The 13,310-nt window shown below is 54.1% G+C and carries 8 protein-coding genes; 3 read left to right on the top strand and 5 right to left on the bottom strand.

Annotation, left to right across the window (positions count from 1 at the left end; all coding sequences use genetic code 11):
* Positions 1-131: 131 nt before the first annotated feature.
* Positions 132-2,084, bottom strand: coding sequence for an acetate--CoA ligase (gene acs / locus JQC75_RS10625; protein WP_203324090.1), 1,953 nt, complete (start codon positions 2,082-2,084; stop codon positions 132-134).
* 178 nt (positions 2,085-2,262) lie between these two features.
* Here acs and JQC75_RS10620 point away from each other — a divergent pair, with 178 nt between their 5' ends.
* Positions 2,263-5,688, top strand: coding sequence for a hybrid sensor histidine kinase/response regulator (locus tag JQC75_RS10620; protein WP_203324089.1), 3,426 nt, complete (start codon positions 2,263-2,265; stop codon positions 5,686-5,688).
* Between the two features lie 164 nt (positions 5,689-5,852).
* Positions 5,853-7,142 (top strand): NAD(P)/FAD-dependent oxidoreductase, encoded by a 1,290-nt coding sequence (locus tag JQC75_RS10615; RefSeq protein ID WP_203324088.1) that lies wholly within the window; start codon positions 5,853-5,855, stop codon positions 7,140-7,142.
* Between the two features lie 92 nt (positions 7,143-7,234).
* Here the strand turns inward: JQC75_RS10615 and JQC75_RS10610 are convergent, their stop codons facing one another.
* From JQC75_RS10610 to ppsR, 4 genes are all read right to left on the bottom strand, one after another.
* Complete coding sequence (locus JQC75_RS10610; RefSeq protein WP_203324087.1) at positions 7,235-7,906, bottom strand: response regulator transcription factor; 672 nt, start codon at positions 7,904-7,906, stop codon at positions 7,235-7,237.
* 202 nt (positions 7,907-8,108) lie between these two features.
* Positions 8,109-8,534 (bottom strand): acyl-CoA thioesterase, encoded by a 426-nt coding sequence (locus tag JQC75_RS10605; protein WP_203324086.1) that lies wholly within the window; start codon positions 8,532-8,534, stop codon positions 8,109-8,111.
* A gap of 248 nt (positions 8,535-8,782) precedes the next feature.
* Entirely contained in the window at positions 8,783-9,844 is a 1,062-nt protein-coding gene (locus tag JQC75_RS10600) for a 3-deoxy-7-phosphoheptulonate synthase (RefSeq protein WP_203324085.1), read from the bottom strand.
* Positions 9,845-9,994: 150 nt separating this feature from the next.
* Positions 9,995-10,807 (bottom strand): posphoenolpyruvate synthetase regulatory kinase/phosphorylase PpsR, encoded by an 813-nt coding sequence (gene ppsR / locus JQC75_RS10595; RefSeq protein ID WP_203324084.1) that lies wholly within the window; start codon positions 10,805-10,807, stop codon positions 9,995-9,997.
* A 124-nt stretch (positions 10,808-10,931) separates the two neighbouring features.
* Here ppsR and ppsA point away from each other — a divergent pair, with 124 nt between their 5' ends.
* The gene (gene ppsA / locus JQC75_RS10590) at positions 10,932-13,301 is read left to right on the top strand and encodes a phosphoenolpyruvate synthase (RefSeq protein ID WP_203324083.1); all 2,370 of its coding nucleotides are present in this window, start codon (positions 10,932-10,934) and stop codon (positions 13,299-13,301) included.
* Positions 13,302-13,310 lie beyond the last annotated feature (9 nt).

The raw sequence follows: 13,310 nt of genomic DNA, 5'->3' as shown, positions 1-13,310 counted from the left end.
CGGCTGATGGCGCGTATCGTGTGGCATGAATGAAAGGCGATGATTGTACCACCTTGGGTTGGGAGACGTTGAATTTCAGGCAAAAAAAGGCCCCTTATTCAGGGGCCAAGCTCGAGGAGAAGAAAGGTTGGTTAGTCGGCGCGATTCAAGCGGCTTTCGATAAGGGTATCGATAACCGATGGGTCGGCCAGGGTGGAAGCATCACCCAGGTTGGTGATTTCGTTTGCCGCAATCTTACGCAGGAAGCGACGCATGATTTTGCCGGAGCGGGTCTTGGGCAAGCCGCTGGCCCACTGGATCAAATCGGGAGTCGCTAGGGCGCCGATTTCTTTACGCACCCACTGACGCAGCTCCTGACGCAGCTCTTCGGTGGCCTCTGTGCCCTTGGTCAGGGTCACATAGGCATAAATACCCTGACCCTTGATATCGTGGGGGTAACCCACCACAGCCGCTTCGGCGACCAGGTCGTGTGCAACCAGGGCGCTTTCCACTTCGGCGGTACCGAGGCGGTGGCCGGACACGTTAATCACGTCATCCACACGGCCGGTGATCCAGTAGTAACCGTCTTCGTCACGGCGGGCACCGTCACCGGTGAAATACATGCCGCGGAAGGTCTTGAAATAGGTCAGCACAAAGCGCTCGTGGTCGCCGTAGACAGTACGCATCTGACCGGGCCAGGAGTCCAGCAGCACCAGGTTGCCTTCGGTGGCGCCTTCGAGGATGTTGCCTTCGTTGTCCACCAATGCGGGCTGTACACCAAAGAAGGGACGGGTGGCCGACCCGGGTTTGGTGTCTGTGGCGCCGGGCAGCGGGGTGATGAGGATGCCACCGGTTTCTGTTTGCCACCAGGTATCCACGATGGGGCAATGTTCATGGCCAATGACTTCATGGTACCAGCGCCAGGCTTCCGGGTTGATGGGTTCACCTACCGAGCCCATGATGCGCAGCGACTTGCCATCAAACTTGTCAAAGTGTTGCTTGCCTTCAGCCATGAGCGCACGGATAAGGGTTGGGGCTGTGTACAGGATGTTTACCTGATGACGGTCCACGATTTCACCCAGGCGCGCAGGGCTTGGGAAGTTGGGGATACCCTCATGGATAAGGATGGTGGCGCCATTGGCCAGTGGCCCATACACCATGTAGCTGTGGCCGGTGATCCAGCCCACGTCGGCGGTGCACCAGTAAACTTCACCGGGTTTGTAATCAAACACATATTCGTGGGTCATGGCGGCATAAACCAGATAACCACCCGTGGTGTGCAGCACGCCTTTGGGGTTTCCGGTGGAGCCTGAGGTATACAGCAGGAACAGCGGGTCTTCGGCGCCCATTTCCTCAACCGGGCAGTCTGTTGCGGCAGCGTCAGTTACCTGATGCCACCACTTGTCGCGGCCTTCGACCCAGTTTACTGCGCCGCCGGTGCGTTTGAGCACGATAACGGATTCCACTGTGGTCACATCGGGGCGGCTCAAGGCCTCATCGATATTGGCTTTAAGGGGAATTTTACGTCCACCGCGCACCCCTTCATCGGCGGTGATAAGCAGTTTGGACTTACCGTCAATGACGCGGGATGCGATGGAGTCTGGCGAGAAGCCACCAAACACAACTGAGTGCACGGCACCTATGCGGGCACAGGCGAGCATGGCGACGGTCGCTTCGACCACCATGGGCATATAAATGGTGACCACATCACCGCGCTTTACACCTTGAGCCTTGAGGGCATTGGCAAACTGACACACTTCGGCGTGCAGTTCACGGTAGGTGACCTTGCGCTGCTCGCTGGCATCGTCGCCTTCCCAAATGATGGCGATATCATCACCCTTGGAGGCCAGATGGCGGTCGAGGCAGTTGGCAGAGGCATTGAGTGTGCCGTCATGGAACCATTTGATGTACAGATTCTGGTCGTCGTAGGAAGTGTCCTTGACCTGAGTGAAAGGCTTTATCCAATCGATGCGTTTGGCATGCTCTCCCCAGAAATCCTCGGGATTGGCGACGGATTTCTGGTACATCTTTTGATATTGTTCGTTGTTTACCAGTGCATTCGCGGCGATATCGGCGGGCACTGAGTAGAGAGACTGCGTGCTCATAGGGCTTCCCTTTTATAATTTGTTGCGTGAGCTTGAGTATGGGCATGGCACCCCTCACACACTATTAGACCTTGGTCTAGTTTATATTTTCCCTTATTTTTTAACCTGTTGCGCTTAGGTTGTTGGCTGGATTTCCAGCAGTTTTCAAGGCACAATGGGCTAAAAAAATGAGCATACTATGAATCTGACCCTCTTTGTTGCCGTGATTGCGGTTTTTTACGTCTTTCTCCTCTTCCTGTTGGCATGGGGCGCCGAGCGTTGGTTCAGCGGCGTGACCAAGAAGCTGCAAACCTGGATTTATGGTCTGAGTCTGGCGGTATATTGCTCGTCCTGGAGTTTCCTGGGCACGGTTGGCCAGTCGGCGGGGGATCTTTGGTCATTTTTGCCCATTTTCCTCGGACCCATACTCATCTTTACCTTTGGCTTTGGCATGCTGCGTAAAATGGTGGTGGTGTCCAAGGCCCAGAATATTACCTCGGTGGCCGACTTTATCGCCGCCCGTTATGGCAAGTCCCAGGGGCTTGCGGCCCTGGTTACCCTTATCGCGCTCTTTGGCATCATGCCTTATATCGCGTTACAGCTTAAGGCCATGGTGGCGTCGCTGAATCTCTTTCAGGAAGCGGGGCAGCCGCTGGACGGCATGAGTGTGGCGCTGATTATTTCCGTGTTGCTGGCAGTGTTTGCCATCCTCTTTGGTACCCGAAAGCTGGATGCCACAGAACACAACCCGGGTATGATGCTCGCCATCGCCTTCGAATCTTTGGTGAAGCTGGCGGCCTTTTTGTTGGTGGGTATGGTTATCAGCTTTGGGGTGTTCGACGGTTTTTCGGATATCTGGCAGCAGGCCGATGAAGCCGGAATAATCGAACACCCCAGGCTCAGACTCGAAGCTATACTGCCTGATTTGGTGGTCGGCATTGCCGCATTTTTGTGTATGCCGCGACAATTCCACGTGATGGTGGTGGAATGTGCCGGGGAGGGTGTGCTGCGCCGTGGGCGCTGGATATTCCCTGTCTATATCGCCCTCTTCGGGCTTTTTGTGGCGCCGCTGGCTCTGGCCGGTAAGCTGCTTCTTGGCGACAGTGTGCCCGCCGACAGTTATGTGATTAACCTGCCGCTCGCCCTCAATGCCGATGGCCTCGCCATTGTCGCCCTTTTGGGCACCTTATCCGCCGCCACAGGCATGGTGATAGTGGCCGTGGTCACCATCTCCATCATGATAAGTAACGAATGGCTGGTGCCGCTGATGCTCAGAAGCGGCCGTATCCGTAAGAAGAACTTCGCCCAGTTTTCCCTGTTTTTATTGAATGCCCGTCGATTGGCGATAGTCATCATTCTGGGCATAGGATATCTGTCGTTTTTGTACCTTGCCGACAGCGACTCTCTGGCGCATTTGGGCATGTTGGCATTCGGTGCCTTTGCACAGCTCGCCCCGGCGTTGGTTGGTGGTCTTTACTGGAAGCACGGTAATCGTGCCGGTGTGTTCCTGGGGCTGGCGGCCGGCTTTGGCCTTTGGGTGTGGATTTTACTGCAGGGCGCCGGTGAGCGCCTCGCCAGCGCCGGGTTATCGGATGTGTGGCTGCTGTCCTACATCAGCCCGAATGTCTCTGACACCCTGCTGGTCATCATGGTGAACTCGGTATTTTATGTACTGGGCTCCATCTGGTTCAGGGCCGGTGTGGTAGAGCGTATTCAGGCCAGTAGCTTTGTGTCACCGGGGGAGCTTAAAACGACGGGCAGTCGCCGCAGTGGCCCCATTTCTCAGCAGGACTTGCTGATTTTGTTGAGCCGTTTTATCAGCCCAACCCGCGCCTATGAGAGCTTCAGTCGCTTTTCCCCTGAGGCTGTCAACCGTGACAGCTGGAATAAGGCTGCATCGCCGGAACTCATCGCCCACACCGAACATCTGCTTTCCGGCGTGCTTGGAGCCTCCAGCGCGGCGCTGGTGCTTGATTCAGTGATTGCCGGGCGGGATCTGGCGCTGGATGAAGTGCTGTCCCTGGTGGATGAGGCCTCCTCCAAGGTCATCCTGAGTCAGGAAATGCTCAGGGGAGCCATTGAGCACGCCTATGAAGGCATCAGTGTGGTGGATAAAGACCTGAATCTGGTCGCCTGGAATGCCCGTTATGGTGAGCTCTACCAGTATCCGGATAACTTCCTGCAGCCGGGCATGCCCATCAGTGAAGTCATTCGCTTTAATGCCGCCCGTGGCTACTGTGGCGTGGGCGACATTGAAGAGCAGGTTGAGCGCCGGGTACAACATATGCGAAACGGCACCCCTCATACCTCTGAACGGGAGCGCAGCGACGGCAAGGTCATTAAAATTCAGGGTAATCCTATGCCGGATGGCGGCTTTGTGATGACCTTTACCGACATCACCCAGTACCGCGCCCAGGAGCGGGCGCTGAAAGACGCCAATGAAACTCTGGAAAGCCGGGTAAAAGAACGGACGTATGAGCTCGCCATGCTCAATAGCCAGTTGCTGGAAGCCAAGGCTCAGGAAGAGATGGCCAACGCGTCCAAAAGCCGTTTTTTGGCGGCGGTGGGTCATGACCTGATGCAGCCGCTTAACGCCGCACGGCTTTTTACGGCATCCCTTTCCCAATACACCAATCTCGACGATGAGGCTCGCACCACCTTATCCCATGTGAACAGTTCACTGAAAATTGCCGGCGAGTTGCTCACCGATCTTCTGGATATTTCCAAGCTCGATTCTGGCATGGTGGAGGTGAATCGTCGTGATTTTGCGGTGTCGGATATCCTCTCCGGATTGGCGGTGGAATTCGATGCCATGGGCAAGGACAACCAAATTCGTTTTTCCATGGTGTCGTCCAGTGCCACCATCAATTCCGATCCGGGCCTGCTGAGGCGAGTGTTGCAGAACTTTTTGACCAATGCCTACCGCTATGCCCGTGGGGGCAGGGTGCTGCTGGGCTGTCGCCATCGCCCGGGTGAGCTTGAAATTCAGGTGCTGGACACGGGCTGTGGTATTGATGAGCGCGAGCTTCATGAAATTTTCAAAGAATTCAAAAGATTGTCAAACCCTCAAAGTAAAGGAGTCAGTGGGTTGGGGCTGGGGCTGGCCATTGCTGACAGAATAAGCAAGGTGCTCGGCCACGATATCAAGGTGGCTTCTGTGCTGGGGCGTGGCTCGGTGTTTTCTATCTCTGTGCCCCTTGGTAAAACCGTATCGACCCCAGTGCCAACCCGCCGCCCCACGGTATTGCAGCCACTGGCAGGGGTGAAGGTGCTTTGTATCGACAACGAAGAGGCTATCCTTGCCGGGCTTGAGAGCCTGCTCAGGCGCTGGCAGTGTGAAGTGATCTGCGCGCGGGATCTGGGTGACGCCCGTATCAAGCTTGGCCTCAAGGGGCTGGCGCCGGACATAGTACTGGCAGATTATCACCTGGATGATGGCCAAAACGGCGTGGATGCCATGGACGGGATACGTGCCCTCTACGGCGAGCACTTGCCCGGCATTCTTATCACCGCCAATACCCGCAAAGATTTGGTGGAAGACGTACAGCGACGGGGCTATCACTACATGGCGAAAATGGTAAAACCGGCCGCGCTGAGGGCGTTGATTTCAAGTCTGGTGAAATAAGCCGTATGCATTGAGGTAACCCTCCAAGGTGTATTCAATGCTGTTTTTAAGGCGCGGTTTTTTAGGGGATTTTCCAATGGGTGAACTAAATTCGGTTCACCCATTGACCTTCTGTTGGATATATCGCTAACATCTGTAAAAAATAAAAAACAACAGGACTCCCCATGCAAGCTCGTTGCGGCTCTTACTACAATGCGACCATTCAACACGAAACTGACTATCCGCGATTAACGGAGGATATTCAGACAGATGTGGTGGTAATCGGTGGCGGATTTACCGGTGTAAACACAGCACTTGAACTGGTCGAACGGGGTTACAAGGTGGTGCTGCTTGAAGCCAATAAGATTGCCTGGGGCGCGACCGGCCGTAACGGTGGCCAGGTCACTGGGTCCTTGTCCGGCGACCAGGCCATGACCAAACAGCTGAGAAATCGCATTGGCGCTGAGGCTGAGGATTTTGTTTGGGCGCTGCGCTGGCGCGGTCACGACATCATCAAAAACCGGGTTGCAAAGTACAACATCGACTGTGACTTACGCCATGGCCACTTGCACACTGCATATAAGCCGGCACATATGGACGAACTCAAATCCATGTTGGATGAAGCCGGGCGCCGCGGTATGGGTGACCTGGTGTCTTTGGTCGGAAAAGATGAGATGCCCCAGTATCTCGAGTCACCCCTTTACCACGGTGGCTTGCTCAATAAGAAAAATATGCACCTGCATTCGGTTAATCTCTGCATCGGTGAGGCAAGGGCGGCCGAAGGCCTTGGGGTTAAGATTTTCGAAGACTCTCAGGTAATGGATATTATTGAGGGGGCTCGCCCCGTGGTGAAAACAGCCTTTGGCAGCGTCACCGCAAGCAAGGTGCTCATTGCCGGCAATGCCTATCACAAGCTGGGGCGCCCGAAGCTGAGGGGCATGTTATTTCCCGCATCCCTTGGCAACTGCGCGACTGTACGCTTATCTGATGAAGTGGCGAAGGCCATCAATCCCCACAATCTTGCTGTCTATGATTGCCGCTTTGTGCTGGATTATTATCGGCTTACCGCCGACAACCGACTGATGTTTGGTGGCGGTACCAACTACAGTGGCCGGGATCCCAAGAATGTGGCTGAAGAGCTTCGTCCCGCCATCGAGCGTACCTTCCCCCGCCTTAAGGGGGTAGAGATAGAATTTGCCTGGGCCGGTATGGCGGGGATTGTGCTAAACCGCATTCCGCAGCTCGGCAAAGTCTCTGAGCATGTCTATTACTGTCAGGGCTATTCAGGCCATGGGGTGGCGACCAGCCATATCATGTCTGAAATCATGGCTAAAGCCATTGATGGCGACCTGCATGAATTTGGCCTCTTTGCGGGCATGAAGCACTGGCGCATTCCGTTAAATGAGTGGTTTGGCAATCAGGCACTGGCCATTGGCATGCTGTACTATCAACTGCGCGAAAGCCTCAGGGGCTGATGCCAGAAAGTAAAAGGCCGCATGGGATGCGGCCTTTTATGTCGTTGGTTTTTGCGCCTTACCTTAAGTGTGCGGCTTGGCGTGCCATTTGTTCAGTGGCTCGGACCCAAATCGACTTTGTCCATTTCAAGCTGCTGCAATGCAATGACGGCCTGGGTTCGGTTTCTCACCCCAAGCTTTCTGAAAATCGCCGTGGCGTGGGCCTTGATGGTGGCTTCTGATACCCCTAAATCGTAGGCGATTTGTTTGTTGAGCAGGCCTTCGGCAAACATTTGCAATACCCGGTATTGCTGCGGCGTCAGGTCTGCCAGTTTGCCCGCCACCTGGTCGGTGCCATCTTCCTCAATCTTGATGATTTCCACCCCGTCCGGCAGCCAGATATCGCCATAGAGCACGGCACTCATGGCTTCGGTGAGGGTTTCCATGGAGGCTGATTTGGGAATAAAACCTGCGCTGCCATAGTGGATGGCGCGGCTGATGGTTTGGGCGTCTTCGTGGGCCGAAATCACCACCACCGGAATGTCAGGGTAGTGGGAGCGAAGATGTATCAGGGTTGAGTAGCCGTGGGAGCCTGGCATCTGCAAATCCAGCAGCACCAGATCGTAATCCACTTCGGGTTTATCCAGCAGCTGCTGCAGTGCATCTGCACTGTCAGCTTCGAACCAGCGGGTATCGGCAAAGGCGCTGGACAAGGCTTGCCTGAGGGCGTTGCGAAACAGTGGGTGATCGTCGGCGATGATCACATTGAGATTCTCGAGCTTCATGATGCGGTTATATTTCTTATCGTCACAGATGCGCAATAAAACCAATGTAACAGAAGAATGCCCAATTATCCTATGGATTTATCCGGGGCTATTGCCTTGAATGTCTTAATTTTCCATGAGGTTAGACTAAAGTCTTATTCGGCATTAAGGGCAGGTGCGTTAGTGCAAATGCCCTTAAGCTGTTCAACGCTGCCGGTGCCAGTTATGCATGTGGCCAGACTTGGGTGGGTTTGCGATTTTCATCTACGGCGACAAAGGTGAAGACGCCACGGATGGCGTGCTCTCTTTTGTCCTGATACATGTCTTCAACGAAAATATTCACTTCGACTTTGAGGCTGGTGTTACCCACGTGGATCACCCGGGCTACCAATTCTGCCAGGCTACCTGCGGGAATGGCTTTATTAAAGTCGATTCTGTCAGAGCTCACTGTGACCAGCGTTTTTCGGCAAAATCGCGTTGCTGCGATAAAGGCGGTTTCATCCATCCAGGCCAGGGCTTCACCGCCAAACAGGGTGTTGTGGTGATTGGTGTTGGACGGAAAAACCGCTTTGATAACGCGCGCTTCAGAGGCGTCAATACGGCGGGCAATGGCCTCATGAAATTGGGGCTGGGTGTCAGTCAGTGGCATACGGCAACCTTGGGGTTATGCAGACAAATCTGAAGTTTACTCAAAAGGCGCGCAGTATAGCCTTTTCGCTGGTTTGCTGTCATGGAATATGCGATTGAAACGATGTGAATTGGGGGGATTGCTATGGACTCAACCAGCCAGACTGTTAACTGACCTGTGTGGTGGTTGCATGAATAATAGGGCTCAGAGAACTGATAATAAAAAAGCCTCCGGATGGAGGCTTTTTTATTGCACATGAAGTAAGTGGCTTACTTTTTCAGCTCGCGGCGTACCCGTGCAGCGGCGGCCAGATTGCGAAGCAGCGGCTCGGTATCGCCCCAACTCAGGCAGGCATCGGTAATGGACTTGCCGTAGCAGAGGCTCTGACCTTCTACTACCGCCTGATTACCTTCCTCAATAAAGCTCTCTGCCATGATGCCGGCAATTGCGGTGGAGCCGGCACGGATTTGCGCCATTACGTCTTCGGCTACCTCCAGCTGCTTTTTATGCTGCTTTTGGCTGTTGCCGTGGGAGAAGTCAATCACCATGCCGGTGTCTATGCCGGTGGCCTTGAGCTGCTCGTGGGCCTTTTGCACGTGTTCTTCTGTGTAGTTGGGGTTCTTGCCACCACGCAGAATAATGTGGCCGTAGGGATTACCGTGGGTGCGGTATACCGACATGTGGCCGTCTTTGTCCGGAGAGTAAAAGATGTGCGGCACCTTGGCGGCGCGCACGGCATCCACGGCGATATTGATATTGCCGTCGGTGCCGTTTTTAAAGCCCACAGGGCATGACAGTGCCGAGGCCATTTCGCGGTGGATTTGGCTTTCGGTGGTACGGGCACCGATAGCGCCCCAGGTGATAAGGTCGGCGATGTACTGACCGTTCACCATATCCAAAAACTCAGTGGCGATGGGGAGTTTGAGCTCGGTGATCTGCTGCAGCAGGTGACGGGCAAGGCGCAAACCCTTGTTGGCGCTGAAGCTCCCGTCCAGATCCGGGTCTGAAATCAGGCCTTTCCAGCCAACGATAGTGCGCGGCTTTTCAAAATATACCCGCATCAGAATGCAGAGATCGTCTTTCAGTTCATGGTGCAGTTTCGCCAGGCGCCCGGCATATTCCAGCGCGGCTTCGGTATCGTGAATAGAGCAGGGGCCAATGATCACCAGAAGACGTGGATCCTCACCGGTCAGAATGGCTTCCACCTCACGGCGCTGTGCCACCAGATAGTCTGCCGCGTCTTGTGTCAGCGGGTATTCAGCGGCCAGTTGTGATGGTGAAATTACTTTACAAAGAAGGGATGTACGTAGTTCGTCAGTCTTAATCGTCATTCAGCATACCGGTTTGGTGCGGGCTTATCGCCAGATTGAACCGGATTATAACCAATAGTGACGGGCTGCACAGTGCCGATCGTGTAATTAATCGACAACTGTGCAACGAATTTGATTTAAGTTAGATCCGATTGACCAATGCAGCCAACCTCAGAACATATGACGTTCCATACCCGTCATATCGAGGATTTTCGTGGCAATTTCTTCCACCGAGTGATTGGTGGTGTCTATATAAGGTATGCGTTCCTTCTTAAACATCATTTCCACTTCTTTGACTTCCATCCGACACTGGCGCAAAGAAGAGTAGCGGCTGTTCTCCATCCGGCTCTGGCGGATTTCCTGCAGGCGCACCGGGTCGATGGTCAGGCCAAAGAGCTTGCTTTTATTACGCTTGAGCGCTTCAGGCAGCTTTAAGTTGTCCATGTCATCCTCTGTAAAAGGATAATTGGCAGCCTTGATACCAAATTGCATCGACAGATACAGGCTGGATGGGGTTTTGCCACAACGTGACACGCCGCACAGAATAATATCCGCCTTATCCATGTGTTTTAAGGTTTGGCCGTCGTCGTTTTCCATGGCGAAGTTAATGGCATCGATACGGGCTTCGTAGCTGTGATTGGCTTTTCCGTGGGTGCGATGGAGCACCGGCGCCGCACTGACGCCTAATTGTTGTTCAAGTGGCGCAACGAAGGTGTTCAAAAAGTCATAATCCAGCCCTTCACTGGAATAGATAACATCCCTGATTTCCGGCTTTACGATGGAATGAAATACCAGAGGCCGCTCTCCTGTTGTAATAAAACTATCATTTATCTGTTTTTTCACCGCTTCCGCTTTGGCGTTGGTTTCGACGAATGGAATGGTAATTGCTTCAAATTCCATAGGAAATTGAGAAAGTACTGCATGGCCGAAAACTTCTGCTGTGATCGCCGTTCCATCGGAAATGTAGAAAACTTTACGAGCCATACCAACCTCATGTAGTAATAAAATTACAAAGAAAATTATAGATTTACGCTTAATGCCCCGAAGTGTAAAATGCCGCTGCCCCGGTGTGAAGGGGCCAACTAAATAAACATGCGGAGATAGAACTGTGCAGCAATATGTACTCTGGTATCAGGAATTGGGCATGGGCGACGTCAACAAAGTTGGCGGCAAGAACGCTTCACTGGGCGAGATGATCAGTAATCTCGCCAACGCAGGTGTTCAAGTCCCCGGTGGCTTTGCAACCACGGCTCATGCATTCAATGAGTTCCTTGAGCAAAGCGGAGTAAACCAGAAGATTTATGACATCCTTGACACTCTGGACGTCGACGATGTTAACGCACTGGCGAAAGTGGGTGCACAGATCAGACAGTGGGTTATCGAAACCCCTTTCCAACCCGAACTCGAGCAGGCCATCCACGAGGCCTATAACAAACTCTCCGGTGAAACCACCGAAGCCTCCTTTGCCGTTCGTTCCTCTGCTACCGCCGAAGACATGCCTGATGCCTCTTTCGCCGGTCAGCAGGAAACCTTCCTGAACGTGAAAGGCTATGATGCCGTATTGGTGGCTATCAAGCACGTATTTGCGTCTTTGTTTAACGACCGCGCGATTTCTTACCGCGTGCACCAGGGTTACGACCACCGTGGTGTAGCCCTGTCTGCCGGTGTGCAGCGCATGGTACGTTCCGACAAAGCCGCCTCTGGCGTAATGTTTACCATCGACACCGAATCCGGTAACGATGATGTGGTATTCGTGACCTCATCTTACGGTCTGGGTGAAATGGTGGTGCAGGGCGCGGTTAACCCTGACGAATTCTACGTTCACAAGCCAACCCTGACCGCCGGCCACCAGGCCGTGGTTCGCCGCAACATCGGTTCCAAGCTTATCCAGATGGTCTACTCAGACGATCTTTCACACGGTAAGCAGGTGAAAATTGAAGATGTGAGCGTGGAAAACCGTCGCCAGTTCTCCATCAACGATGCCGAGGTGATGGAACTGGCCAAGCAAGCCATCATCATCGAGAAGCACTATGGTCGTCCAATGGACATCGAGTGGGCCAAAGATGGCAACGATGGCAAGCTGTACATCGTTCAGGCCCGTCCTGAGACAGTACGTTCACGTGAAGACGTTCAGCTGATTGAACGCTATCACTTGAAGAGCCGTGGTCCTGTTATCAGCGAAGGCCGCGCCATCGGTCACAAGGTTGGCTCCGGTGTTGCCAAGGTGCTGAACTCCATTGAAGAGATGGACAAAATTCAGCCAGGTGACGTACTCGTTACCGACATGACCGACCCGGATTGGGAACCTATCATGAAGCGCGCCAGCGCCATCGTGACCAACCGTGGTGGCCGTACCTGTCACGCTGCCATTATCGCCCGTGAACTGGGCGTACCAGCCGTTGTGGGTTGTGGCGACGTTACCGACCGTATTCAGAACGGCCAGATGGTGACTGTATCCTGCGCCGAAGGCGACACTGGCTACATCTATGATGGCAAGCAGGAGTTCGAAGTGATCTCCAGCCGCGTGGATTCCATGCCCGACTTGCCAATGAAGATAATGATGAACGTGGGTAACCCTGACCGCGCCTTCGACTTCGCCCGTTTGCCAAACGAGGGTGTGGGTCTGGCCCGTCTTGAGTTCATCATCAACCGCATGATTGGTATTCACCCCAAGGCGCTGCTCGAGTTCAACCAGCAGGAAGCTGCCCTGCAGGAAGAAATCAACGAGATGATCGCCGGTTACGACTCGCCTGTTGAATACTACGTGGCCCGTCTGGTTGAAGGTATCGCCACCATCGCGGCGGCCTTCCATCCGAAGAAGGTGATCGTGCGTATGTCTGACTTCAAGTCAAACGAGTACGCCAACCTGGTGGGCGGTGACCGCTACGAGCCAGAGGAAGAGAACCCAATGCTGGGCTTCCGTGGCGCCAGCCGTTATATCTCTGAGTCGTTCCGCGACTGTTTCGCCCTCGAATGTGAAGCCATCAAGCGCGTTCGCAACGACATGGGTCTGAAGAACGTGGAAATCATGATCCCATTCGTGCGCACCCTGGGTGAAGCCGAGCAGGTGATTGAACTCCTGAAAGAGCAAGGCCTTGAGCGTGGTAAAGACGGTCTGCGCGTTATCATGATGTGCGAACTGCCATCCAACGCCCTCTTGGCCGAGCAGTTCCTGGAGCACTTCGATGGTTTCTCCATCGGCTCTAACGACCTGACTCAGCTGACTCTGGGTCTGGACCGTGACTCCGGCATCATCAGCCACCTGTTCGATGAGCGTAACGAAGCCGTTAAGGCGCTGCTGGCCATGGCCATCAAGGCTGCCAAGGCCAAGGGCGCTTACGTGGGTATCTGTGGGCAGGGCCCATCGGATCACGCCGACTTCGCCGCCTGGCTGGTGGAGCAGGGCATTGATACCGTGTCGCTGAACCCTGACACTGTGATTGATACCTGGCTGTATCTGGCTGAAGCCCACGGTTAACGGGTAAAA

It is taken from the genome of Shewanella litorisediminis (genome assembly GCF_016834455.1).
In the GTDB taxonomy this organism is placed as follows: Bacteria; Pseudomonadota; Gammaproteobacteria; order Enterobacterales; family Shewanellaceae; genus Shewanella; species Shewanella litorisediminis.
Note: the sequence above shows the minus strand (reverse complement) of the source record. Positions and strands in the feature narration are given on the sequence as shown.

Excerpts from the sequence above, each read along its gene's own strand:
- acs (WP_203324090.1), bottom strand. The coding sequence starts at position 2,084 with ATGAGCACGCAGTCTCTCTACTCAGTGCCCGCCGATATCGCCGCGAAT.
- JQC75_RS10620 (WP_203324089.1), top strand. The coding sequence starts at position 2,263 with ATGAATCTGACCCTCTTTGTTGCCGTGATTGCGGTTTTTTACGTCTTT.
- JQC75_RS10615 (WP_203324088.1), top strand. The coding sequence starts at position 5,853 with ATGCAAGCTCGTTGCGGCTCTTACTACAATGCGACCATTCAACACGAA.
- JQC75_RS10610 (WP_203324087.1), bottom strand. The coding sequence starts at position 7,906 with ATGAAGCTCGAGAATCTCAATGTGATCATCGCCGACGATCACCCACTG.
- JQC75_RS10605 (WP_203324086.1), bottom strand. The coding sequence starts at position 8,534 with ATGCCACTGACTGACACCCAGCCCCAATTTCATGAGGCCATTGCCCGC.
- JQC75_RS10600 (WP_203324085.1), bottom strand. The coding sequence starts at position 9,844 with ATGACGATTAAGACTGACGAACTACGTACATCCCTTCTTTGTAAAGTA.
- ppsR (WP_203324084.1), bottom strand. The coding sequence starts at position 10,807 with ATGGCTCGTAAAGTTTTCTACATTTCCGATGGAACGGCGATCACAGCA.